At 63.9% G+C, this 26,606-nt stretch carries 10 protein-coding genes; 5 read left to right on the top strand and 5 right to left on the bottom strand.

The genetic code is table 11. From position 1 onward, the window contains the following. The first annotated feature begins 504 nt into the window (after positions 1 to 504). Positions 505 to 16,857, top strand: coding sequence for a toxin glutamine deamidase domain-containing protein (locus tag SD37_RS10095; RefSeq protein ID WP_145926574.1), 16,353 nt, complete (start codon positions 505 to 507; stop codon positions 16,855 to 16,857). 647 nt (positions 16,858 to 17,504) lie between these two features. On the opposite strand, the gene SD37_RS10085 is transcribed toward SD37_RS10095, so the two are convergent. The 3 genes from SD37_RS10085 to SD37_RS43050 all read right to left on the bottom strand — a co-directional run bounded on the left by SD37_RS10085 (position 17,505) and on the right by SD37_RS43050 (position 20,502). After that, positions 17,505 to 19,829, bottom strand: a complete 2,325-nt coding sequence (locus SD37_RS10085; RefSeq protein ID WP_236725315.1) for a hypothetical protein — start codon at positions 19,827 to 19,829, stop codon at positions 17,505 to 17,507. 18 nt (positions 19,830 to 19,847) lie between these two features. Beyond that, a complete protein-coding gene (locus SD37_RS10080) occupies positions 19,848 to 20,222 on the bottom strand; it encodes an SsgA family sporulation/cell division regulator (protein WP_236725314.1) in 375 nt (124 codons plus the stop codon). 121 nt (positions 20,223 to 20,343) lie between these two features. After that, complete coding sequence (locus SD37_RS43050) at positions 20,344 to 20,502, bottom strand: hypothetical protein (protein ID WP_167369625.1); 159 nt, start codon at positions 20,500 to 20,502, stop codon at positions 20,344 to 20,346. Positions 20,503 to 21,075: 573 nt separating this feature from the next. On the opposite strand from SD37_RS43050, the gene SD37_RS10075 reads away from it, so the two are divergent. Then, on the top strand, positions 21,076 to 22,419 hold the full coding sequence (locus tag SD37_RS10075) for an amino acid permease (protein WP_236725452.1): 1,344 nt from the start codon (positions 21,076 to 21,078) through the stop codon (positions 22,417 to 22,419). 50 nt (positions 22,420 to 22,469) lie between these two features. On the opposite strand, the gene SD37_RS10070 is transcribed toward SD37_RS10075, so the two are convergent. Together SD37_RS10070 and SD37_RS10065 are read right to left on the bottom strand one after the other, a co-directional pair. Next, positions 22,470 to 23,213 carry a GntR family transcriptional regulator gene (locus SD37_RS10070; protein WP_236725313.1) on the bottom strand — a complete coding sequence of 248 codons (744 nt, stop codon included), beginning with the start codon at positions 23,211 to 23,213 and terminating at the stop codon, positions 22,470 to 22,472. 25 nt (positions 23,214 to 23,238) lie between these two features. After that, positions 23,239 to 24,519 carry an IS701 family transposase gene (locus SD37_RS10065; RefSeq protein WP_145926500.1) on the bottom strand — a complete coding sequence of 427 codons (1,281 nt, stop codon included), beginning with the start codon at positions 24,517 to 24,519 and terminating at the stop codon, positions 23,239 to 23,241. Between the two features lie 436 nt (positions 24,520 to 24,955). Between SD37_RS10065 and SD37_RS10060 the strand changes: the two genes are divergently transcribed. The 3 genes from SD37_RS10060 (at position 24,956) to SD37_RS42515 (ending at position 26,539) form a co-directional block, all read left to right on the top strand. Continuing rightward, positions 24,956 to 25,591: a helix-turn-helix transcriptional regulator gene (locus SD37_RS10060; protein ID WP_044851438.1), complete on the top strand. Its 636-nt coding sequence runs from the start codon at positions 24,956 to 24,958 to the stop codon at positions 25,589 to 25,591. Between the two features lie 92 nt (positions 25,592 to 25,683). Next, positions 25,684 to 26,304 (top strand): response regulator transcription factor, encoded by a 621-nt coding sequence (locus SD37_RS10055; protein ID WP_044851437.1) that lies wholly within the window; start codon positions 25,684 to 25,686, stop codon positions 26,302 to 26,304. A gap of 58 nt (positions 26,305 to 26,362) precedes the next feature. Continuing rightward, on the top strand, positions 26,363 to 26,539 hold the full coding sequence (locus tag SD37_RS42515) for an Lsr2 dimerization domain-containing protein (RefSeq protein ID WP_145926573.1): 177 nt from the start codon (positions 26,363 to 26,365) through the stop codon (positions 26,537 to 26,539). Positions 26,540 to 26,606: the final 67 nt, after the last annotated feature.

Raw genomic sequence — 26,606 nt, 5'->3', positions numbered from 1 at the left:
GGTGGAGATCTCGTGCGCCGATACGGCGCCGGCCGGTCAGATAGGCGATCCTGACGACGCCGGCATCGGGTGGTCTCGGCGGCGACGTGGGGAACACGCACACCGCTAGCTGCCGACGTGCCACCATGCCTGGCTTGTGCTTGTGCAGAAACACTTTCCGCTACGCGTGGGACGCGAAGGTCCTACGCGACCTGGACGGCGTCCGGGATCCACTCGGCACGCTTGTCCCGCGTGGACCGCACGAACTCCAGGGCGTCCAGCACGTCCCGGTCCGCGCTCGTGGCGACTAGCGCCGGTGCGGCGGAGAGAACACGAGCTGCCGACAGATTAGCGCCATTACCAGGTGTTTGTGGGTAATACGATGTCACGCGGGCAAGGTGGTTGTCAGTTCGCACCTGTCTTTTCCAGGTCTGCTTGTGATGATGAGCGATCTTTGGCGACACTTGGTGGTGCTCTTTCTCCGTCAGGCTGTTGTCGGCCGTTGCAACTGTGGGTAGGTGACCGTTGCTGCTGAGTGGCCTGCCGGTTTTGACGGGGCTTGATGGCAGGGATGTCACGCTCTTCTCCTGGAATGTGGGGGAGGTCGTCGTGCATGCTTCTTTGCCTGAGTTCGCTGGCGTTGCAGGGATGCCGGCTCCTGGTTCCGCGGTGTACGGTGCCGGCGGTTACTACCGTGTTGGGCCGCTGCCGGCGGTCTCGGTTCCATGGGCCGCGGGGCAATCCCAGGTGCGTGTGGTGTGGCGGGCGTGGCCGTGGTTGCCGGCGCTCAATCCGTTTCTTCTCATGGCGCATTCGTCTCCGGCGGACAAGCTGTTCCTGGTGGTGGATGGTGTGGCGCAACCGGTCACGGATCGGGCACTGGGTTCGTGGTTGCGGCTGTTGCCGGAGCTGAGTGTGTCGGTCCGGCCGGTCGAGGACCCGCTGGTGCTGCTGACCTGTAGCAGTGGTTTGCTGCGCCAGCGGCTCGCGAATCAGGTCGGACGCGTGGTCTGGTTCCCGCATGGTGGCATGACGGTGGGTCCCGGGCCGCAAGACCCGGCCGGTGGCGCGAGGTGGGTCACGCCACGGATAGACCTTCACTCGGGTCCGGATGGCCGTGGTGGGCGGTTCAGGTCGGTCTATCCGCAAGGTCCGGCCGGTGACCGAGTGCGGTGGGCCTACCGATCCCGGTTCGGCTCCGATCCCGCCGGCTGGCTGGTCGAGCACTCCGCCTCTCCCGGCAACCGGGCCCCGGCCCGGTCACGCCCGTATTTGTTCGGTGGTGGGAGTGTCCGCGGTCTGTGCTATTTCGACCGGCGTGACTACCAGTCCCGTTCGTCCGCTTTGAACGCACCGCTTGTGGGGTCGTCCCATGTGGCGTGGACGCCGGATGACGCCTACCAGCCGGGGACGGGAACGTCGCGTGCGGTTACGGGTCCTTGGCACAGCCGGGAGCTGGGTCCGCTGCCGTTCGGTCTCGGGAATGTGGCCGTGGTGGTCGGCTATTTCGCCGGTGGCCGGTTCGCCGTCGCCGACCGGCGGGGTGTCAGCTATTGGGAGACGCCCGAGGCCTTCGGCCGGCGTGCGCGTCAGGATCTGGCCAGGACCCGGGGGCCGCTGCCGTCGCGGGTGCTGCTGCTGACCGATTTCGACACCCTGCCCGCGATGGCGCGTGAGCAGGTCGCGCGCGGCCTCGGCGGTGCGGAGCTGATCACCGTGAACGCGCCGTCGACCCTGTTCCTCGACGAAGACACCGGCGGCGTTCCCGCCGCGCGTATCGCGTTGTTGCCCGCGACCAGCGGCGCCACCTCGCCGGCATGGACGGTCACGACCTCTACCGGCAGGTCCACCACACTCTCCCCGGCCCCAGACCGCCGGCGACCAACGCCTTCCACCCAGACACTGATCCAGGACACCGCAAACCCCCAGCCCCGGAGAGTGGGCGGTGCCGGGATACCGGCCGCGCAGCGGCTGCTGGCATGGGCCCCGAAACGCGCCGAACAGCGGCAGGCGGCGCTGGCCCGCGGCGCGGATCTCGCCGATGATTGCGTGCCACTGGCGGCGGAAGGGTTCGCGGCCGCGTACGGACGGACAGGGAACCGCCGCGCGGAGGCCGAGGACGTCACCGGCCAGCAGGTGATCGCCAGCAAGAACTGGCTCGGGCTGATGAACCTCCTGCAAGCCGTCCCCGAGCCCTGGCCCGATCCAGCCACCGTGATCAAAACCTTGGTACAGGGCCCGGAAAGGCTGGCGGTGGTACGCCTGGCCCGGCCAAACAACCATGACCACGTGATCCTGGTCGTGCACGGCAGAGACCCCGAACACCCAGACCGGACAGGGATCTGGCAGGTCGATTTCGCCACCGCACCCGCGGAACGCCGCATCACCCCGACGGAACTGGCCACACTGCTCAGCCACGCATCCGCCGTGGCGTTACTGGACGGCAACGGCCTGCCACTGAGCCTCTCCGACACCGCAGACCGGAACATCCCCGACCGGGCCGCACTCCCCGACCCCGGCGCAAGCCCGGCCGCAACCGGCAACCAACCAACCCCCAACCCCCACGACAACACGGAAACGCCCTCCACCCACACACCGGACGATGCACCAGCCCACACCGGCCCCCCACAAAACAAAGAGCGCCTCAAGCGGCGGCTGGTGGCCTGGCGAAAAGGCACGGACGGCTTCCAAACCCTGAGCGAATACATCACCGCCGACAAAGAACTCCGCACCGCCTTCCCGCTGACCAAGAACAAGAAAAAATTCACCATCCCTGAAACAAGGGAAGCGGTAGAAGAATGGATCCTAGAATTTCTAGAGACACTGCACCCCGGAACTCAACACCCGATCACCCAAAAAGATGTTGCAGCCTGGTCGGGAGGCATCATCTCGAAGGCCACCGTGGGGAGGACATGGACGGCTGCCGACGGACCGGCGACGGAGGCGCCGCCTGAGTTGGTCGCGCGGTTGGTGGCGTGGCGAAAAGGCACGGACGGCTACGACACTCTGAGCGAATTCATTACCGGAGAAGAAGAACTCCGCGCCGCCTTCCCGCTGACCAAATACCAGAGCGGCAAACTCAAAAGTTCTGCAACAAGAAACGCAGTATACAAATGGATTCTCGAATTTCGGGGAATGGAGAAGGACGAAGTCGGCAGCGTGATCACCCGGGACGAAGTCGTGGAATGGTCCGGGGGCCTCATCTCTCAGGACACTGTGTCGACGGCGTGGGCGGCTGCCGGCGTGGCAGGGGCGGAGGCGGCGCCTGAATTGGTCGCACAGTTGACGGCTTGGCGAAAAGGCGACGGCGACTTCGACACCCTGCCGGCATTCATCAAGGGCGACGACCAGCTCCGTGCTGCCTTCCCGCTGGACAAATTCGAGAACGGCATGTTCGTCAGCTCTGCAACAAGAAAGGCAGTACACGAATGGCTCCTCGCATTGAAAGGATGGGTGGTTGACGCCGAAACCGAACGCGAGATCACCCAAGAGGAGGTCGTGGCCTGGTCCGGGGACCTCATAGTTCAGCGCACCGTGTCGAACGTGTGGCAGGCTGCCGGTGGGTCGGACGCGGAGGCAGCGCCTGAATTGGTCGCACAGTTGGCGGCTTGGCGAAAAGGCGACGGCGACTTCGACACCCTGCCGGCATTCATCAAGGGCGACGACCAGCTCCGCGCCGCCTTCCCGCTGAACAAATTCAAGAACGGCATGTTCGTCAGCTCTGCAACAAGAAAGGCAGTACACGAATGGCTCCTCGCATTGAAAGGATGGGTGGTGGTCGACCCCGAAACCGAAACCGAACGCGAGATCACCCAAGAGGAGGTCGTGGCCTGGTCCGGGGACCTCATAGTTCAGCGCACCGTGTCGAAGGTGTGGCAGGCTGCCGGTGGGTCGGACGCGGAGGCAGCGCCCGAGTTGGTCGCGCAGTTAGTGGACTGGCGAAGAGTCAAGGGCGGCCGGCGCACTCTGCGCGCATTCATCACTCGTGACGAAGAACTCTGCGCCGCCTTCCCGCTGGCCAAAAACAGCAAGGGCATATTCACCAGCCCTGCGACAAGAAAGGCAGTACGCGATTGGATCCTCGCATTGAAAGGAATGATTGACCCCGAAACCGAACGCGAGATCACCCCGGAGAAGGTCGAGGAATGGTCCGGGAAGGTCCTCGTGTCTCGCCACACCGTGTCGGAGGTGTGGGATGCGCAGTCGGCGGCAGCGGCGGAGTTGGGCTTGCGTCTGGTCGATGTGGCGCTGGATGGTGATTGTTTTTATGCGGCGGTGCTGCGAACGGTACCGCGCTCGATGTGGGGGCCGCGGTTGGAATCGCTGGACAAGGAGCAGTCGCCGGCGGGCTTGCGTCAAGCTGTCGCGGATGCATATCGGCGGTCGCGTCCTTACGATGTGGCGCTCATTGCCGTGGACGGTCCCGGTATCGAGGACAGAATCCGGACGCCGGGGCACTGGGACAGCGAGAGTGGCGACATCGCGGTGCGACTCGTTCCTGACGTTCTAGATGTGAACCTGAAGACGATCACTCGTGCGGGCGATGTGTCGACCGAGGACGTGACAGTCCACGCCGACCGTTCGACCTACTATCTCGCCCACAACGGCGGCAACCATTATCTCGGCACCGAGCCTCTGACACCGGCCACCGACCAGGCCTCTCACGCAACCAACCCGCGCGAGCCGATCATGGCTGAGCACATCGAGGGGGTGGTGCCGTCGTTGGCCGGTGGCGTTGAGTCTGAGGTGGGCTCGGGGTATCCGCCTTTGCCGGTGGAGGGGGGGAGGATGCGGCGGGGCACCGTTGAGCCTGCCGTAGACGTGGACAAGTGGGTGACCGGGCCGCCGTTGTCCGAAGTGAGCGGCGATGAGTGGGAAGAGTTCAAGAAGCGTTATGCCGCCACGGTTAAAGCCGCGGTCAAGGGCGATGAGGCGGGTAGGCCGCTGGAACTTCCGGACGTGCGCTTGCACCGCTATATCAAGGCATTTCCGGATTCCCATGGCGATGCCGACTTCACACGGGTGGAGGAGCAGTTACGTGCCGCGGCCGAACTCGGCAGTCGGGGGCTTGACACGCGGAAGCTGACCTTCGACCGGCTGACGACTACCAAGCGCGGCGGCAGGCTATTCGAGTTCAAGGTTTACGCCTCGAACAAGAGCGAGCAGTTCTACCGGGCGGCGCGTGAGTTGAATCTGCCCCTCGCTGACCCGAGACAAGAGCATGTGCTGCCTCCCGTCGAAAAGCGTCGTTTGCGGCTGCTGGTTGAAGGGCTTGTTCAGCGGGTGCCGGACAACGCGGACTCGAGGGCGCAGGTGCGTCTCGAGTTGGCTCTGGTGACACTGGCAACCGTCGGAGCGGCTGAGCGGCGGAGGTCGGGGGTGACGGCGGAGGTCGGGGTGACGGCGGAGGTCTATGAGGCGGTGAGGGCGGCTTTGACGGGGGACGCGCCCGACGAGGTACCCGATGCGGAAATAGTGGCGTTCGTTGCGGGGCATATCGCGTTGCAGGTGACCACCACGGAACACAAGGACAAGGTCGGTCTTTTCGCCACGGTCACCGGCCCCTGGCATGAACTGGATGCTCACGTCGAGCCTGAGACGCAACAGGCGGGAGACACGCAACTGAAGCTGCTGCCCAGCAAATATTCCGACCGGGCCTATAATCACCGCGCCGCCCCTCCAGTCGTCGCTCGTCGGAAATTCCCGGCATCTGCGCTGGATTCCCCGATCCCTGATGATCTTTCCTCATTTCTTGATGCGCTGGCAAAAGAGATCAAACGCCGCGATAAGCACGATTTTCAAGCCGTGGATATCAGGTTGCACGTGTCGAGATGGGGTGTACTTATGCCGCCCGATGCTCGCCTGGCTGAGCACGCCCGGCTAGAAGAACTGGTGCTGCGGGCGGCGGGTAAGCATGACGAGGGCGCACGTAAGCTGAACTTCACGTACATTTTTCATCGTCTTGATAAGACGATGCCGACACAGCTGGAAATCGCCAGGCATCTGACTCCGGATTTGAGGGAGGCGCATTATCGGGCGGCTACGTCTTTGACCGAGGGTTTCGTTCCGAAACATACCTTCTTGCCGGCAGCGGGCAGTGAACGAATCGCTCTGCTGGTGTCGGGTTTCGTCGACGGGCTCCGGCGCCAGCAGGCCACCCCCAAGAACCTCCGTATCGCGGTCGTCAACAGGGCCAGTGTAGGTGTCGAAGCTCGTGTCAAGAGTGTGCAGAAAATCGTCCGGGCCGCAGTCGAGAAGATGCTGCCCGGCCCTGAGAACGCTCCCTCTGTCAACCGGATCATGACTGAGTCGGTTCAGATCACCCCGTACCTGGCTGAGCAGAAGGTGGCAGCCGTGGTTTTGGTGGATGTGGTGGCTGATGACGGGGTGGGGGTTTCACCTGGCTCGCCGCTTGCTGGGGTGCAGGACCAGCGGGCACCTTTTGACCGGGAGCATCGTGCCACTGGTCTTCCTGCGGGAGAGCCGACCGAAGTGGTGCCGTTGTCGGTTGATGATATTGAGTCCGAGTTGGGCGCGATGGTCTTCGCGTCACTGCCGGCCGAGGATCCGGCGGGGTGGCGTCGTGGTGAGGATGAGGCGAGTGCGCCGATGTCGGTGGAGGATTTGGGCTTGCCGCCGGTCCCGGATGGTCATGATGGTGCGCTGGAATGGCTGGGCGTGGCGAGCCAGTGGGCTTTGAAGGTTTTTGGGAAGCGGCCTGAGGAGGAGGTTCGGCCTCACTTTGCGACGGCTCGTGGGATTGTGTCGCAGTATCACCGTCTCCTGGCCGCGGAGGAGAACCCGGTCCTGGACGACGTGGAAGTCGACACCCTGACCGGGGCACTGACGAAAGTCATGACAGGCCTTCTGGTCAAGCGCCTTCCTGAGATGCAAGCTCGAGGCGTGTCCGAGACACTCGCACACGCGCTGGGCACATCACGGATGTCCCCAGTCGCGGACCCGTCGCGAGCAAGAAATACATCAGCCGCAGCACCGGCTTCCGCGTCGCAGGGCGCGACCGTGTCGTTCACGGGTGCCGGCAGACCGGTGCCGGTTCAGACGGGGCGGCCCGCGTTCGCGGGGAGCGTCGGACGGCAGCGGCAGGCTTCGGAGGAAGCGTTGTCGTTGGCGCCGGACTGGGTGACGGAGTGGTGGCCTGATTTGTCGCCGGGCTCGCCGACTACGTTGATCGAGTTCCTCGTCGCCAACGACAACATGCTTCCTGAAGACGTGTCGCCGGTACCTGATGAGAACGGTGTTCTTCAGGGGACGGTGCTGATCTGGATACGTGCCTGGTTCCTGAAAGCGCTGAAGACCAGGGGCGAGGAGATCGGCTGGATTGATGCACGCGATGTTGCGGCCGTCATAGAGCTTGTTTCCGCGCAGCCGGTGACGGGCGTGCTTCCAGGCGGAGAGGACGTGTTCTCGGTTCCGGGATCGTTGTTACACGCTGCTCCTGACTCGTCCGTGGTGCCACCGGGAACTCGCGCGGAGGCGCAGGCGGCGATGGCGCGAGGCCGGCAGGAATCGCGGGCTCGTGTCGAGGACAGCGATGATGTGGAGATGGTGGATGCGCCGGCGATGGACGCTTCGCCGCGGGACGGGACAGGCGGTGACACGGATGCGGACACGGGTGGATCGCCTGTCACGGGGGTGCTGGGGTTGCTGAGGGCGTTGGGAGAAGCGGCGGAGGGCGGGGCGACTCATGAGCTGGTCCTGCCTGGGCACGCGCCCAGGCTTGTGGAATGGGCTCCGGACAGGGCGGGGCGGATCATTTTGTCCGGGGTTGGATTGGAGTGGGTGGTGGACGCTTCCGGGCGGTTGCTGTCGGAGGAAGTGGACCTTCCCACGGAGAAGACTTATGGGCATGACCTGGTCGTGCGATGGAATGGCGGCACGGGTGAACTGGTGGTGACCGATCATGGCGAGCCCGCACATGGCTTCACCGTTGCCCGGTATGGAGGAGGGTGGTTGCTTACCGAGACCGGTGGGGACTTCGCGGGCAGCGTCAAATTGTATGACCGGGTGGGGCGGTCTCGCCCGATCGGGGTGGTGGCCGGGACGGTGTTTTCCGGTGCGCGACAGTCGTTGGATGAGGTCCGCGTGTATGGCGAAGGTGGGGTGCGGCCGGTGCCGGACACGTATCAGGCCAGGCTGGAGAACGCTTTCCCGCAGGGGAAAGATGGTTTGTTCCGGGTGCACGCGCGGATACGCACAGCGAAGAAAAACCCAGCTCCGTGGCTGGCGCGAATCAACCCCAAGAGGGATAACTTCACGTTCCGCCGGGATAATTGTTACGATACGGCGTTGGCGCTTGAGCAGACGTGGCGAGGTCAGCCGACGGTCGCGGCCGCTTTATACGCCGAAAACGACGAGCAGGGAAATCTGGTCTTTCCGGAAGAGCCGGTGTCGAAGCTGGATCGTTTCGCCGGTAAGCATCAGGACTTCGAAGGTGAAAGCCTGCGTGATCTGCGCCAAGTGGGTGTCAAGCTTGAGCGATTGGGGCCCGGGGCCAGCGCGGTCGTCACCTTCGATTACGAGGACGCTGAGGGCGAACGGCACGGGCATGCGATCAACATCGTCAACGATGAGGGCACGCTCGTGTATCTCGACATCCAGAATGGTGACATCTGGGCCGACCAGCCCGGGCTTCCTGAAACCCTGTATGCGCAAAGCGAGTACGCGTCATGGGAAATGTATAATCTCAGTGGTTTCTACTCCCACGTGTTCGATCGTGATGGCAACACGATGCTCTACGTCCCGCCTGGGACGGCCATCGTGCCGGGTGAACTGGCCACGCTGCCAAGTCACGCCTCCGCCGTGGCGTTACTGGACGGCAACGGCCTGCCGCTGAGCCTCTCCGACACCACGGACCGGAACATCCCCGACCGGGCCGCACTCCCCGACCCCGGCGCAAGCCCAGCCGCAACAGGCAACCAACCCACCCCCCACGACCACACAGAACAGCCACCCACCCACACACCGGACGAAGCACCAGCCCACATCAGCCCCACACAAAACAAAGAGCGACTGAAACGACGACTGGTGGCCTGGCGAAGAGACACAGACGACCGCTACCACACCCTGAGCGAATACATCACCAACGACGACGAACTCCGCACCGCCTTCCCACTGACCACGAACAGGGCCGGCATACTCAAAGACCTCGAAACTAAAAAAGCAGTAGACGAATGGGCCCTCGCATTACGAAAGACAAGGAACCTCGAAACCAAAGGCCTGATAACCCGCAGGGACGTCGTAGCATGGTCGGGAGACATCATCTCGGAGACCACCGTGTGGAGGATATGGAAGGTTGCGGATGCGGATGCGGATGCAGCGTCTGACTTGGTCGCGCGGTTGGTGGCCTGGAGAAGAGGCACGGGCCCCTACCGCACCCTGAGCGATTACATCACCGGTGACGACCAGCTCCGCGCCGCCTTCCCGCTGGCCAAACACGGTAACGGCGCACTCGTCAGCTCTGCAACAAAGAATGCAGTAATCGAGTGGGCCATCGCATTGAAAGGAATGGCGAGCGAGGCGGAGATCGAGGTATGGTCCGGGTACCTCATAACTCGCTACGCCGTGTGGACTGCGTGGAATACCTCTGCTGGTGGAGGAGCGCGGGAGGTTTCGGGTGGGGGTACTGATGTGGGTGAGGGGGGCAACCATTATCTCGGCACCGAACCTCTTACACCAGCCACCGACCAGACCGCTCACGCAACCAACCCGCCCGCGCGGTCCGTCAGTGGCGCTCCACGGCCGGCCTCAGCCAGGCCGGAACCGGGAAGTTCGGAATCGGAGAACGTTGTCGTTGCTGGGCCGATCACGGCTGAGCACTTTCAGGTCACCCCGGACGTTCGCGAGGGGTATGCAGCCGTGGCTCCGGTGGATGTGGTGGCTGCTGCTGACGGGGCGGGGGTTTCACCGGGCGCCGAGGAGACGGCTGGGGCGGATGTGGTGAACCGGATCGCGGTGTTGGGCTCGCCGCTTGCTGGGGTGCAGGACGAGGGGGCGCCTTCTGTCCGGGAGCGTGGTGCCGCTGGTCCTCTTGCGGGAGAGCCGCGTGGGGTGGTGTCGTCGTTGGTTGGTGATGTTGAGTCTGAAGCGGGCTCGAGTTATCCGCCTTTGCCGGTGGAGGAGGGTGCGGTGCGGTGCGGCACTGTTGAGCCGGCCGTAGAGGTGGACAAGTGGGAGACCGGGCCGCCGTTCTTCGAAGTGGACGGCGAAGGGTGGAACGATTTCAAGAACCGTTATGCCGCCAGGGTTAAAGCCGCGGTCGAGGGCGATGGGGCGGGTAGGCCGCTGGAACTTCCGGTCGTGCGCTTGCACCACCGTTACAGGACAGTTCCAGTTTCCGGCGATGCCGACTTCATACGGTTCGAGGAAGAGTTACGTGCCGCGGCCAAACTCGGCAGTCGGGGGTTTGACGCGCAGAAGCTGACCTTCGACCGGCTGGCGACTACCACGCGCGGCGGCAGGCTATTCGAGTTCAAGGTTTACGCCTCGGGCAGGACTGAGCAGTTCTACCGGGCGGCGCGTAAGTTGGATCTGTCCCTCGCTGACGCGAGGCAAGCACGCGAGTTGGATCAGTCCCTCGCTGACGCGAGGCAAGCACAGGTGCTGCATGCCGTCGAGGTGCGTCGTTTGCGGCTGCTGGTGGAAGGGCTTGTTCAGCGGGTGCGGGACAACGCGGGCTCGAACGACCCGAGCGAGCAGGTTCGTCTCGTGTTGGCTCTGGTGACAAAAGCCGGACCGCTTGAGCGGCGGAGGTCGGGGGTGACGGCGAAGGTCTATGCGGCGGTGAGGGCGGCTTTGCCGGGGGAACCGACCGATAAGGTAATAGTGGCGTTCGTTGCGCGGCATATCGCGTTGCAGGTGACCACCACGACCAACAACGACAAGGTCGGTCTTTTCGCCACAATCACCGGCCCCTGGCATGAACTGGATGCTCACGTCGAGCCTGAGCCGCAACAGGCGGAAGGCACGCAACTGAAGCCGCTGCCCAACCAATTTTACCGCCGGGTCAGCAATCGCCGCCCCGCCCCCCCAGGCGTCGCTCGTCGGAAATTCCCGGTATCTGCGCTGGATTCCCCACTCTCTGATGATTTGTCTTCATTTTTAAAGGCGCTAGCAGCGGAGATCAAACGCCGCGACGAGTACGATTATCAAGCCGTGGATATCAGGTTGCACGTGTGGAGCTCGGGGCATGTAGAGCCCGATACTCGTCTGCCTGAGCACACCCGACTTGAAGAACTGGTGCTGCGGGCGGCCAAGCGTGACGAAGGCGCCCGCAAGCTGAACTTCACGTACGTTGCCCATCGCGATAAGAAGGTGCCGGAGACGCAGCTGGAAATCGCCAGGCATCCGACTGCAGATTTGGGGGAGGAGCATTATCGGGAGGCTACGTCTTTGACTGAATATTTCGTTCCGTATACTTATTTCTTGCCGGCAGCGGGCAGTGAACGAATCGCTCTGCTGGTGTTGGGTTTCGTCGACCGACTTCTGCACCCGCAGGCCACCCCCAAGATCCTCCGTATCGCGGTCGTCAATCCGTCCAGAGTGGGTGCCGACGCTCGTGTGGATGATGTGCAGACAATCGTCCACGCCGCAGTCGAGAAGAGGTTGCCCGGCACTGAGAACGCTCCCTCTGTCAAGCGGATCATGGATGAGTCGGTTCAGGTCATTCCGTACGTGGATCGGAAGGCCGTAGGCGCGGTTTTGGTGGATGTGGTGGCCGATGACGGGGTGAGGGTTTCACCGGCTGTCGACGAGACGTCTGCGGCGGAACGGATCTTGGCGGATGCCGCGGTGTCGGAGCATCGGGAGCGGGAGCCGCTGGGCATCCCGTTGAGGTTGGCTGAGGGGGCTGATGTCGAGCCTGAAGCGGATGTGGTGGGGTGGCGCCCCGATACTGGCGGAGCGAGCACATTGAAGGAGTTCTTGACGAAACCGGGTCAAACGGATGTGGCGGTGAACCCAAGCCTGTTGCGTCAATGGGTGGAAAGTGTGCAGCGGGAGTCTGTGGAGCAGACCGGTACGCGTCTGCCAACGGCCATAATTATTGCCCTGTCCGGCAATCTGGTAAACCGCGGGCAAGTATTGAAATGGAACGAGACCGTTCCCGCGTCCAAATCTGATGATGAGATCAGATTGAATCTTCCCCCTCTGGTCGAGAAGTTCCGACCAGGGAAGGGAGCGGGACGCGTCTCTGATCTGTGGACTTTCTTTCGCAAGAAAGAGGCCGACCTGCCCTTGGCCATCCGACTGGGCCTCGAGAAAGGTCATCGGAACGAAGGGCCGATATTTCAATGGACCCTTGCATGGGCGAGAATTGTCCAGGAAGAGTCCATAAGGCTGACCGGAATGCGAATTCCGACTAATAGGCTTTCGACTTCAATCGGCGTACCCATCGACCTGGGCGTGTTGAAGAAATTGTCCGCCAGCGTGAGGAAAAGTGATTCTGTCAAAGCGTTGGAGATGGCTCCAGATTGGGTTAAGAAATTCCGGCCAGGTCGCGATTTCCGTCACCTGCTGTCTCTGCTGAAGTCGAAGGACGCAGCCGGCGAGTTGCCGCTCGCTGTCTCGCCGGACCCCGATAACGAGAGAGGACGATACTCGCAAGCAACGATGGCGTGGGCGCGTGCGTGCGTTCTGGCTGTGGCCGAGGAAGATCGGCAGAAAGGCCGACCAAGGCGCTCTACGGAGGCGCTGTCGAAGCTGACCGGGGGCATCGCGAGCCCGGGGGCTGTGAACGAGTGGCTGCAAGCCGCGGAAAGGGTGACAGCGGCTCGTGTGGGGGAAGGCTCTGGGGAACCGCTCAAAACCCTCGGGCCCGTCGGGGCTCAGGGTGGAGGAGGTGCTTTGGGTGCAGTCGGGGGCAGCAGGCTGGGTCACACCGGTTCGGTGTCTTTCGGTTCGGTGTCTTTCGGTTCCGACGGTGCGCCGTTTGCGGTCGACCAGGCGAGGGAGGATCTGCAGGTATCGCAACCTGAAGCCATCGTCAGCGCAGGAAGCGATCACGATGTGGAGGACCAGCGGACGTCCTCTGACCGGGAGCATGGTGAGGGTGAGTCGAGTGCGCCGATTTCACTGGAGGATTTGGGCTTGCCGCCGATCCCTGATGCTCATGACGGTGCGCTGGAATGGCTGGGCGAGGCGAGCCAATGGGCCCTGAGGGCGTACGGGAAGCGGCCTGCGGAGGAGGTTCAGCCTCACATTGCGACGGCTCTTCGGATTGTGTCGCAGTCTCACCGTCTCCCGGCCGGTGAAGAGAACCCGGTCCTGGAAGAGGTGGAAGTCGACACCCTGACCGGGGCACTGACGAAAGCCATGACAGGGCTTCTGGTCAGAGGCATTCATGAGATGCAAGCTCGAGGCTTGTCCAAGAAACTCGCACACGCGCTGGGCACGTCACGGGTGCCCCAGGCCATCCAGGACCCGTCGCGAGCAAGAGACACGTCAGCCGCAGCACCAGCTTCCGCGCCGCAGGACACAGCCGTGTCTTTCACGGGTGCGGGCAGACCGGTGCCGGTTCAGACGGGGAGGCCTGCGGGAGAGAACCGCGGAGCAGGGGCGGTCGTGGAACCCACGGAGCCTGCCACTGTTGCCGTGGCAGCCGTCGAGCCTGCGGACGTGGTGAGGTGGCGTCCTGGTGATGGCGGGGTGGACTCGTTGAAGGCGTTCTTGGAGTCCACCGGCCGGTCGGCCAGCGATTCGAAACTGCTGCTGCGTGAGTGGGTGCTGAGTGTGCAGCAGGAGTCTGTGGAGCGGACTGGTATGCGGGTGCCCGAGTGGGTTGTGGTGGCGTTGTCGGGTGGGGTGCTCACCTTTGCGAAGGCGAGGGCGCACAGCATTGACGCTCCACAGGAGCGGCCGGGCTCGATTGCCGAACTGGTTCCGCAATGGGTCAAAGACTTCCGGGCAACCTCGGGAACGACGCAGCTCTTCGATCCGTTCTTGGATTTCCTGAAAGCGAATAAAAAAAGCTTGCCGATCAGCATCTGGCTGGAGCCCATCAAGGGGCAGTATTCGAAGCCGTTGATGCGGTGGTACCGGGCGTGGACGAGGTGGCTGCAGGAAGAGCAACGGCGCCTGGAGGAAGCGTTGTCGCTAGTGCCGACGTGGGTGACCAGATGGGGACCTGGTTCTCAGCATGATCGGCTGATGGATTTCCTCGTGACGAACAAGCATAGGCTCCCCGACAGTGTTTCACTGGTGGCGGATGAGAACGGTGTTCTCCCTGAGCCGACTTTGATCTTGATACGCGCTTGGTTCCTGAACGCGCTGGATCATGGTATCGACGAGAACGGCCAGATTAGCCGGGAGGACGTTTTCGAGCTCCGGGAACTCGTCTCCGATCAGCCTGTCAAGGGACAGCTTCCCAACGGGGAGGATGTGTTCTCGATTCCGGAGTCACTCTCAGCGATCGGACCAAAACGTCGTGCGGAGGCGCAGGCGGCGATGGCGCGAGGCCGGGCGCGATCGCGGTCTGGTGCCATCGGAGAACGCGATGTGCCGATGCGGGATGCGCCCACCCTGGTCGCAGGCGCTGCCACCGCTGGGCCCGCGAACGACCCGGCGACGGTCACGGATGTGCCGACCGAACTGGCGCACGGCTCGCTGACTGACATCGGATCCGCTCCAGAGGATGCGGATGTGGTGGGGTGGCGCCCCGGCACTGGCAGAGGGAGCACATTGAAGGAGTTCTTGACGAAACCGGGTCAAACGGATGTGGCCGTGCAGCCGAGCCTATTGCGTCAATGGACGGAAAGTGTGCAGCGGGAGTCTGTGGAGCAGACCGGTACACGTCTGCCACCGGCCGTAATTATTGACCTTTCCGGTGATCTGGTAGATAGCAGACAAGTAGTGAAATGGAACCTGAACGTTGCCAAGTCCAAATCCGACGATGAGGTCAGATTGAATCTTCCCCCTTTGGTCGGGAATTTCCGGCCGGGGAAGGGGGCGGGACGCTTTTCTGATCTGTGGAAGTTCTTTCGCGAGAAAGAGACCGACCTGCCCTTGGCTGTCCGGCTGGGTCTCAGGGAAAGTTATCGGAACGAAGGGCCGATATATCGATGGACCCTTGCATGGGCGAGAATTGTCCAGGAAGAGTCCATACGCCTGACCGGAATGCGAATTCCGAATAATAGGCTTTCGGCTTTACTTGGCACTTCCATCAACCCGAGGGTGTTGTACAAATTGTCCGCCAGCGTGGGGTCCAGTGATTCTGCTAAAGCGTTGGAGATGACTCCAGATTGGGTCAAGGAATTCCGGCCAGGTCGCGATTTCTCTAACCTGCTGTCTCTGCTGGCGTCGAAGGACGCAGCCGGCGAGTTGCCGTTCGCTGTCTCGCCGGAAAGCGATAACGAGGGGGGACGATACTCGCAAGCAACGATTACGTGGGCGCATGCGTACGTTCTGGCTGTGACCGAGAAAGATCAGCAGGAAGGCCGACCAAAACGCACCGCGGAGGCGCTGTCGACGCTGACCGGGGGCATCGCGAACCCGCGTACTGTGAGCGATTGGCTGCAAGCCGCGGAAAGGGTGACAGCGGCTGGCGTGGGGGAAGACCCTGGGGCGCCGCTCGAAACCCTCGGGCCCGTCGGGGCTCAGGAAGGAGGTGCTTTGGGCGCAGTCGGGGGCAGCGACCTGGGTGACACCCGTTCGGTGTCTTTCGATTCCGACGGTGCGCCGTTTGTGGTTGGGCCGGTGAGGGAGGATCTGCAGGTATCGCGATCTGAAGCCAGTGCAGGAAGCGATCACGATGTGGAGATGGAAGATGCGCCGGATGCTTCGCCGCAGGACGGGACGGCCATGATGGCGGGTGAACAGTCCGGTGCCGGTGACGTCAGCGGAAGTGTTCCGGTTCCCGTTGAGCACCGGGTCCTTGACAAGGGCAGGCAAGAAACCGTGTGGGGCGGCTCCGGGCTCGAGATCGACGAGGGAGCGTACATGTTGCGGGCGGTGAGGCACCAGGTCGAACCTTTCCCGGGCATGGACGACCTGTTCGTCTTGCGTGATAGCCGTGATACGAGCCGGGTCGACGAGCCCTACGCCGACGACAACGGTAACGTGCATCCCACAGTAAAAAGAGGCGCCAATCGGATCACCGCCAAGATGGCGGAGGGCATGTCAATGCTCAGAGGCATCGCCGAGAACGAAGACGGTTCCCGGTTGCCCAAGAAGCTGGCGCAGAAGATGCCTGCCGTGCAACAATTCCTGGAAAAAGGGGTGAAGGAGGAACTGAAAAGGGTGGTTCTGGGTAAATCGTTAAAGTCGCCCCGACTCGAGGTGAGCCTGGTGCTGGAGAAACATGTCAAGAAGCACAGCCGGGGGCTGGCCGACGGGAAACAGCGAGGGGTGCAACTGAGCGCCACCGAGGCGGCCAAGCCCGGGAGGCGCGCCCTGGCAGGGAGCAGAATCGCCGTGAAGGGTTTGTACCTGGGCGGGGTGTTGAGAACACTCGAAGCCCAGAGAAAGTGGCCAGAGAGATACCTGCAGGCCCCGCACTATACTTTCGCCACGCGTTCAAGGGGGACGAACGTCCCCTACATCGCCGGGGAAGGGATGACCAACTCCGTCGGTTTCATCAACGCACCGACCGTACCGGACGTGTTTCCTCTGGAAATCGACCACAGTGCGGTCAACTCACTGCTCATCCCCTTCCAGGTCTTCATCCCGGACAAAAACGACAAAGACCGGGAAGACATGGTCATCGCGTTGATCGTACTGGACAACGCATACGACTCCGTGGATAACGAGGACCGCGTGCTCTGGGCCGAGTACAGTCACGAATTCTTCGACGGGCATCCAGACATCGACGAGGACAGGCTTCCAGTCATCAAAGAGGAAGAGGAATCCGAAGAGGAATCCGAATAAGCCAGGACATCGACTCTGGCATCTGGAAACACCGCGGTTACCGGTGCGCGACGACACCACCCTGCCCGGCTGGGCGCGACGGCTACTGAAGCGCCAATCCCCTGACACCCAACAGCAAGGACAAACCCGAACTGGCTCACCGTGTGTCCTCTGTGGTGAGTTTTCGGAGTTTCGTGAGACGGATGATGGCGTCTCCGAGTTGGAGGAAGGCGAGGAAGTGTTCGGCTTTGCGTTCGCCATGCGGGCGATCCGCACGCCGATGCGCTGCCGCCCGGCGTCGCAGCGCGGGCTGGTCGTAGGCCTTGTCCGCGTGCAGCTCGCCAGGCCGGGCCCCGCCGGGGACCATTGCGGGATCTCACCGCGGGGATGGCCATCATCAGCGGTTTGAGGGCGAGCGGGTCGTGGGTGTTCGCGGCGGAGATCGCGACCGTGACCGGTCAGAGATCCCCTTTTTTGCGCGAACACAGGCGCCGTCCACGATAGCGCGACTCCGGCCGAGCAAACCTCTGTTCCCGAGTTCGTCCAGGCCCCCAACACCGGGATCAACGGCTCACCGAGCCGGTGGACGTGGCTTAGCGCGAAAGAGTTTCCCTTCACCAATGACCTGCAAAGCGAAGGGACGTGCCTCGCGCGCTTGCCACTCAAAGTCACTGAGCCAGCGGCAAATCCTGTGCCTGAGCTTCGTACTTCCGATCCGGCGGGTCCACGATTCCCGGGATTCGGCCCAGCCGGTTCGCCCTGTTACCGGGCGCCCGTCGAGACCTAGTGCCGCCCGAACGACTCGCGAACCGCCGCAACGACGCCCGGATGAGGTCGTCCCGGGCCTGGGAACCGGCCTTGCCACCGTCCGCGCCGAGTTCCGATTCCGCCAGTTCTCGCATCAGGATTCGCCCCCGCTTCTTTTCCTCGGGTTCGACGACTTCGAGTACTTTGAAGGCCGTGCCGGGCAGGAAGACCACCCGGTGCGACAGCCCCTCCTTCGGCTCGATCGACGCGGTGAGCCGTCCGGTCGCCGACCAGACGACCAGATCCGTAGACCCCGTCTCCTCGTCATCGGGCGCGGTCAGCAGGTTGAGAAAGCTCCATTCCGTCAACACGACGCCGTCGTGGAGCAACTCCCACGATCCCGGCACAGGGTCGACGACCGTCGTCGCGACGTTCCGATGCACCGGAAGCTTCTGCAGACCCGCCGCGACGCAGCGGCCGAAGTCCACGTGGGGTCCCTCCGCTCCCCCTCGCAACCCCTCATCGAGGTCAGGATCGTCACCGGCCAGGTACAACCCGGCTGCCACCGCCTCGGTCAGCCCGCTCTCCGACATGGTGCGGTTCGGCGCGAAGCGACGCCATGTCTTCTCCATCTGCTCGGACAACACATCGAATGCCTGCTCCCTTCCCGCTCGTACCGACTCGGGGTCGGCAACGAACTCGGAGGGCAGAGGCCAAGCACGTGCTTCGGGTCGTGGTGAGGGTTGAACGGTAGGCCGGCCGACCTCGACCGAAGGCCCGGATTCGGTTTCGGTTCCGGGCTCCATTTCCGGAACAGGCTCCGCGTCCGGAAGGTCGGGCGGCGATACCGCGTCGGCGGAAAGTTCCACCGGGAGATAGGGGACGTCCGCCGCGGGCTCCGGTGGCTTGGTCTCCTCGGCGAGGTTCCGCAGGAGACGGGAAAGCCGGGGCAACGGCGTCAGCGGTGTGGTGAGATCCGCCGCGAACGGAAGCTCCGCTCGTCGCGATTCCGGTGCCGACGGGACTGGGAACAGCTTTGCGCCGGCCCGGATCGAACTGTCCAGACGATCGAGCAGCTTCGCCGCGAGCGCGTCGTGCCCGTCCAGCGTGGGGTCGAAGAAGACACGGAAAGCTCCGGGGTCGCACGACATCAACCTGACCTCGGCCGCCCGCGCCGGTTCACGATCGGTGCGGAGCCACAACCCCGCCTGCACGACCTCGACGACCGAATCCTGCTCGTACCAGTAGACCCCCGACCCGAGTTCGATCAGTCCGGGGAAAGGCAGACGACTTCGGCGGATCTGCGGAGCCGCGGCCTTGTCCGCATTCCGCCGCGGTGAGAAGGTGATCTGCTCGGCGAAAGTCCGGTAACTGTGCGAGCCGTCTTCGCGCAGCGTGAAGAACTCAGGTGTCTCGGGCGGCCCCACCGGGAGACCGCCGCACAGCACGATCTCCTCGCCGAGGGCGTCCGCCAGTGCCTGCCCGAGTGTCGTATCCGAGGGCACCGAAACATCCCCAAAGCTCAAGAAACGCGTCCTGGCCTGGGTTTCCGGAGGTACCAGAGCCCACCACCCGACGACGTCCTCCAGCGTCACCGGCGGTATACCGTGCCCGCCGAGGACGGCGGTCAGTTCCCGGGGACGTACGCTGAGCCATCGGGTGAGCCGGGCACGATCGGCGTCCAGCCACCGCTGCGGACCATCGGAACGCAGCCAGACTCCCGCGGGCAGCGGTTCGACCAGGAGAGACCGTCCGGTTCGGAGGGGGTCGACGGTGATCGGCACTTCCCACTCCGGCGCGGGGTATCGCCTGCCCAGCCGGGCCGGTTCCCCGCCCGGTCCGCAGCCGACCCAGCCGTTGGCTTCGAACGGCGGCAGGAAGCACCCGCCCGAGCCGTGCGTCAGCACCATCCCATCGGCGTAGATCACCGTCCGGTCGATCCGATCCGCGAGTTTTCGCGCGGTGTCGAGGGTGATGCCCCCGGCTTCGGCGGAGGGGATCAAGCGAAGAGGCCGCGCCTCTTCACCGAGTACCGTCCTCACCGCGTCCGCGATCGAGGGGGCACTGGCACCGGGGTGATCCACGACGACGACGGCGTACTCGGGATCGGCTGCGATCGACGACGCCAGAACCCGTGCCTGCGCCGTGACCTCCCCCGGCCCGTGCACGACCAGCGAGGCACCGATACGCGTGCAGGCCAGTCGCGTCTTGCGTCGGCGGAGGCGGGGCAGCTTGAGGGCCGGCATCGGATTCACCTTTCAAGGTCAAGTCTTGGGAAGGTCATCAGGGCCTTCGGAGAAGAACCGGGCGATCGACGCGTCGATCTCCATCCACTCCGTTTCCTGACCGAACGGCACCAATTCGACCGTGCAGTCGAGAAACTCGGTCAGCTGACGACGGCAGCCGGTCAGTACCGCTCGCCCGCCGGGTGTTTCCAGGTGCAACCACACGAGTCCGGGGTCGTCTTCGCCCGGGTAAATACGGACGTCTCCATCACCCACCAGGAGCGTCATGCCTCCCGCCAAGAGATCGCGCCCCACCACCCAGTCGATGATCCGATCGACTTCGCCGCGGCGAAAGCACAGAGTGACGACCAGTGGGTCCTTGGTGTCATAGTTCAGATTCGCTTCGACCGGCACCGGAGCACACCCCGGGGACCGAACCGTGAAGTCGGCGCGGTGAGAGTGCCTGGAGTGGCCGAGCCGCCCGGCCGCGAGCACCTCGTCCGGCCGACTCCCGTGCCGGTGGCAGCCAGAGCCCTCAGGCGCCGATGACATCGGATCGCCGTTCCTGATTCGACGGCTTGCCGCTGCCCGGCAGACCGGACACCACGGTCGGGCCGGCGGCACGACGATCCTCGAGGCGGCTCGCGAGTTCCGTCTTCCGTCCCGGCTGTCCGCCACGTCGTCGTCGCACCATTTCGCAGTCCCTCCGACCTCGGCCTTCCCGGAATAGGACCGATTTCAGCAAGGACGACTCAACGATTTCTTTATCCGCGCCGTGCATGGGTATCTTCGGGCAGCGGCGACGGACAAGCGCGCCGACCTCGGACCCGCGCTGTTCCGCGAGTGGTAGGGGAACCCGGCTCACGTGACAGGGGTCGCGGGGCGCGCGGTCCCTGGCTGCAACGGCTTCACGAACGTCGAATGCGACCTGACTCACAATAAACCTCAAGTCTTCCTTAAATCGAACTCGAAAGTAGCTCCATCGCTTCCCCTGGAAACTTCTCTTGTTATCCAGAAGTTCAGATTGTCGGCCGAGGCATTGACCCGGCATTCGCATGGCTTCACAGTTCTCTCGCGAGCCACCGACAAGCTCGCCGGCTTGGCACCTTCAATGCTCAGCGGGGCGGCCAGGCCGTCCGTAACCACAGGACAAGAGGCTGAATCCCTGATGCGAACCTCAGGAAAAGAGGGCGTGGCCGCTGCCGGCGTCTCCCACGATGCAGGCGACGAAGGCTATAGCAAATCCCTGAAGCCAAGGCATATCAGCATGATGGCGATCGGTGGCGCGATCGGCACCGGCCTGTTCCTCGGCGCGGGCGGCAGGCTGAACTCGGCTGGCCCCGCGCTCGCGATCGTCTACGCTGTCTGTGGTCTATTCGCCTTTTTTGTGGTTCGCGCCCTTGGCGAACTGGTGCTGCATCGTCCGTCGTCCGGCGCCTTCGTCTCCTATGCACGTGAATTCCTGGGCGAGAAGGGCGCCTTTGTCGCAGGCTGGATGTACTTCTTGAACTGGGCGACGACCGGAATCGCCGACATCACCGCGATAGCGATCTACGCGCATTACTGGTCGATGTTCTCGGATATCCCCCAATGGATCTTGGCACTCGTCATGCTCGCGGTCGTGCTGATCTTGAACCTCGTCTCGGTGAAGATCTTCGGTGAGATGGAGTTCTGGTTCGCCATCATCAAGGTCGGTGCCGTGGTGGTGTTCATGGCGATCGCGATCTTCCTGCTGGTCACCGGCACGCCGGTCAACGGGCATACGCCGGGGCCCCAACTGATCGCGGACGGCGGCGGCATCATGCCGCACGGTCTTCTACCGCTGGTCCTGGTCGTACAGGGCGTTGTCTTCGCTTACGCCGCGGTAGAACTCGTGGGCGTCACCGCGGGTGAGACCGCCGAGCCGGCGAAGGTGATGCCGAAGGCGATCAACTCGATCATGTGGCGGATCGGCGTGTTCTACGTCGGTTCGGTCGTGCTGCTGTCCATGCTGTTGCCGTCGGACGAGTACCGCGCGGGTCAGAGCCCCTTCGTCACCGTCCTGTCCAGCATCGGCGTACCAGCCGCCGGCGACGTGATGAATCTCGTCGTGCTCACGGCCGCGCTGTCCAGCCTGAACTCGGGCCTCTACGCCACTGGCCGCATCCTCCGTTCGATGGCGAAGACCGGTTCCGCGCCCGGGTTCACCGGCGTGATGAACAAGAGCCAGGTGCCCTACGGCGGCATTCTGCTCACCGGTGGCGTTTGCGTGCTCGGCGTCGGCCTGAACTACCTGGTACCGGCAAGCGCGTTCGAGATCATTCTCAACTTCTCCGCGGTCGCGATCGTCGCCACCTGGGGATTGATCGTCATTTGTCACCTTGTCTTCGTGAAGCGCTCGAAGACGGGCTCGGTCGATCGCCCGGGCTACCGGCTGCCGTGGACCCCAGTGACTCAGTACGTCACCCTCGCCTTCCTGGCATCGGTGCTCGTGCTGATGTGGTTCGACGAAGGCGCCGGCCGGGTCACCCTGCTGTGCCTGCCGATCATCGCGGCCGCACTCGTCGTGGGCTGGTTCGCCAGCCGGCGCAAGCGTGAGCAGCTCGCGGGAACCAGCGAGGAACCGGAGTAGCCGTGAGGAGCCTTCCCGGCCTCTGTGCTGGGAAGGCTCCTCACGCGGTATCAGCCAGGCCGCCGATCGACGTCCACGGGCGCCGATCGGTCCCGGTAGACCGTCTCACTCAAGGCGACGACGCGGCCGCGGGTGTCACGGCTCCGCCGCTCGACCCGGAGAACGGGCGCACCGACTTCGACGTCCAGGAGTTCGGCCTGCGATGGTTCGGCCAAGCCCGATTCCGCCGTCTCTCGTACGGTCCGTACGACTATCCCGAACCGTTCTCGCAGCAGCGGGGAAAGGTCGGGAACCGCCAGGTCGGCGGGCACAAGGCCGGGAAGGAGGCCCTCCGGCAACGCGAGATGCTCTATCGCGACCGGTGCGTCCCCTTGGCGCAGGATCCGTACGACGTTCAGTACGGGCGCGCGGTCCTCGAGTTCCAGCCGCGCGGTCCGGGACGGCGTGGCGAAGGGACGCGTGAATGCGAGCACCCGGCTCGACCATCCAGCCTCGCCGATCTCGTGCACCGCACTCGGGGCGGCGACGGGCGCTTCGGCGGCGTCAAGGTTCGAGCCGACGAACGTGCCACGACCGAGCCGGCGGATGACCACTCCTTCCTCGGCCAGTTCTTCGATGACGGCGCGGACGGTGGGACGGGACACCCCCAGCTCGGCCGCGAGGTCACGTTCGGCGGCCACCACGAAGCCGGGGACTGTGTCTTCGAGGAGCCTTATGACATGGCGGCGCACCCGCTCCCGTTTCGGGGAGTAGCGCCGGCTCGATGCCTCGCCGCCGACGGTCACGACAGACACTCCTGCATCGGAGGTCGTGATGGTCTTAATACTCCAGCTGTAGATCGTGATCTTGGTGTCGTCGCTGGTAGTGGCTTGTTTTGGCTCGGTGCTGGTGTCGGCGTCGCCATTGCGACCAGCCCAGGGTGTCGATGGTGGTGTAGGCCGGTTCGATGACGAGTTTGCTGTAGAGGTGCCTGATCTCGTTGCGTGTCAACGAGATCAGGCCCGGGGTGGTGTCGGCGCGGGCGTGAGCGCTGGCGATGGCGAGGAAGGCGTGCGCGAGCATGACCAGGGTGGTCCAGCGATACCAGGAGGTCCAGGTCCTCACCTGATGCTGGTCGAGGCCGGTGAGTTCTTTGCCGGTCTGGAAGGTTTCCTCGATGGTCCAGCGGCGCCCCGCGATCCGGGCGAGCTCGGGCAGCGACGCCGGATGCGGGCTGTAGCAGCGGTAGAACGCGGTCTCGCCGGTCCGCTGGTTCCGGCGCATCAAGGCCCAGTGATGCCCGGATTTCCCGGCCGGGTTCAGTCGGATCCGTGTCCAGAGGTAGTAGCGATGTCCTTTCGCGCCGGGCCCGGCGGAGAGTTTCTGCCACGCTCGTTTCGGGAGCCGGCCGGCCAGCTCGTCGACGCGGACGTTGCTCGGGCCGGGAACACGGTGGTCACAGGCCACGGCCAGCACATAGGCCTGTTCCCGGGTCTCGAGCGGATCCCGCAGCCCAGCGCCGTCTTTGCCGTAGGCCTCGTCCCCGGTCACCCATTTCGCGGGCGTGCCCGCGTCCAACGCACGGATGATCATCGACAAGGCGAGCGCCGACTTCGTAGCGAACCCGGTTCCGGCCGGGACACCCGCGCGTTCCCGCCGCACCGGGTCCTCGGCCCAGCTCTGAGGAAGGTAGAGCTCCCGGTCGATCAGCGTGTGCCCACGCCGCGCGGAATAGGTCAGAAACACCGACATCTGCGAATTCTCGATCCGCCCCGCCGTGCCGGTGTACTGCCGCTGCACCCCGACCGTCTCGGTGCCTTTCTTCAGATCCCCGGTCTCGTCGATGACCAGCACCGCATCCGAATCGGCGAGGTGCTCCAGCACCCAGCCACGCAGGTCATCACGGACGCCGTCGGCATCCCAGCTCGCCCGCGACAGCAGATGCTGCATCCCGTCCGGGGTCCGTTCCCCGACCCGCTCGGCGATCGTCCAGCAATTCACCCGCGACAGCCCCGACAACAGGCCCGCCACGAACCGGCCCGCTCGCCGACGCGGCTCCACCCGCGCGAACCGGCCCGCAACACGACCTAAACCCTCACCCAGCAACGCCTGCCACCGCACAACCTCTACGCTGACAGCCGCGGCCACCACACGATCTTGAGTTGTCCTCACAAACACCCATGATCACTGCGGTGGCCGCACCCATCTCAGCGGGTCACCCAGCACCATCACGAACTACAGCTGGAGTATTAAGACTCGAAGAAGGGAGAAGTTCACATGACTACTCTCCGCCACCATGCTGTGGAGCTGCCAGAGTCTTCGAGGCAGAATCCAGTGCCGAAACTCTCTCGCTCACGTTTGCCGCGATATACCGTTTGATCAGCGCCTAGACTTGCCTTCAAGACGCGGCCGGCGGCGTCGTAGGCGGCTCCGGCAAGGGGATTCCCGCCAACGACGTGCCGATGATCAAGGTCGCGAAGGGTAATAAAGCGCTTATGAAGTAGACGGAGTCACTCTTCCTCATGTCCTGAGACGGGCGGGAGAGAAGGTCGGCACCATGGAAGCCGTGAAAGTCCTGGTACACGCGAGTGACGAGTTCACCGCGGCCGGAGCCAAGACCATGCTGGGCGCCAGTGAGCAGCTTCACCTGCTGCCCAGCGCCCAGGCCGGGACTCCGGACGTGATCGTGGCGGTCGTGGACGGGGTCGTGGGAAGCAGCACCTTCGCGTTTCTGCGTCAGTTCCAGGGCGCCGGCGTCACATCGGCACCCCGTGCGGTGGTCGTCGCCGACCGGTTCCGCGCGGAAGATCTCCTGGTCGCGGTCGAATGCGGGGTAACGGCGTTACTCTCCCGGGCCGAGATCAAAGAGGGCACTTTGCCGTCGGCGGTCCTCGCGGTGGCCCGCGGCTCCGCGCTGATGTCCCACCGGCTTCAAGGCATTCTTCTCGACCAGCTCACCCAGCTCAGGTTCCAGGTACTGGCACCGGCGGGTCTGACGCTGTTCGGGTACGAGACGAGGGAGCGTGACGTGCTCCAACTTATCGCCGAGGGCTACCAGACCGACGAGATCGCCAAGAAACTCGCCTATTCCGAAGGCACGGTCAAGAACGTGCTGTACGGGCTGATGAACCGGTTACGGCTCTCCACCCGATCCCAGGCTGTCGCCTATGCCATGCGGGCCGGCCTGATCTGACCTGCGCGCCAGGGGCAGGGCGTCTGCCGCTGGCCCGATCGAAGTACGAACAGCGACCCGATAGAGGTCACGGCTGATGATGGAGGGTCGAAATGGAACCGGTACGGGTAGCCGTCCAAGCGACGGATTCGATCACGAAGACCGGGTTGACGAGCTTCCTCGAGACCCGTTCCGAGGTCGTCGTCACCGAGGTCGACGAGGTGACCGAGCAGGACGTGCTCATGATCCAAGCGGACCGGATGACCCCCCAGATCGTCGCGGGCCTTCGGCAGGGCTCGTTGGCGCTGATTCCCAAAGTGCTCCTGGTCGGCGAGTTGCGCGAGAACGACGTCCTCAGTGCCGTCGAGTGCCGCGTGGTCGCGGTGCTCCCGCAACCACGCACGTCCGGTGATCGGCTGGTCGAAGCCATCGTGACCGCGGGTTCCGGACGCGGCCTGTTGCCGCCGGACCTGCTCGGCCACCTGCTGGACAGCGTGCGTCGGCTGCAGCACGACGTGCTCTCCCCCAGGGGCCTGAGCTCGGCCGGCCTCACCTCGCGGGAGGTCGATGTCCTCAGGCTCATGGCGGATGGCTGGGATACCGGGGAGATCGCCGAGAAACTGTGCTACTCCGAGCGCACCGTCAAGAACGTGATCTACGAGTTGACCAGCAGGCTCAACCTGCGCAACCGGCCGCATGCCGTCGCCTACGCGATGCAGGCAGGCATCATCTGACCCGGTACGCGTCCGGCGGCTTCGGCCGTCGTCCCCGTCACTCGAAAGCAGGTTAGCGATGAACGAAGCGGGTACGCCTCCCGGGATCATCGAGACAGTGCCGTTTTCGCTCGATGACGTCGACTACGAAATCGACCTTCCCGCCGACCGTGCGACCTGCCTGCGTGAACTTTTGGAGCGATACATCAGGGCGGGGCGACGCAAGCCGGGCTATTACTTCTCTCGCAAGCTGTGACTTCTTTCTTCGGGACCGAGCCGCCACTTGCCAGAGCGGGGCCGTGAATGGCATTCGCAGACTGTGA

It is taken from the genome of Amycolatopsis orientalis, assembly GCF_000943515.2.
Lineage (GTDB): Bacteria > Actinomycetota > Actinomycetes > Mycobacteriales > Pseudonocardiaceae > Amycolatopsis > Amycolatopsis orientalis.
The sequence above is the reverse complement of the archived record's forward strand: the minus strand, read 5'-3'. Positions and strand labels throughout refer to the sequence as shown.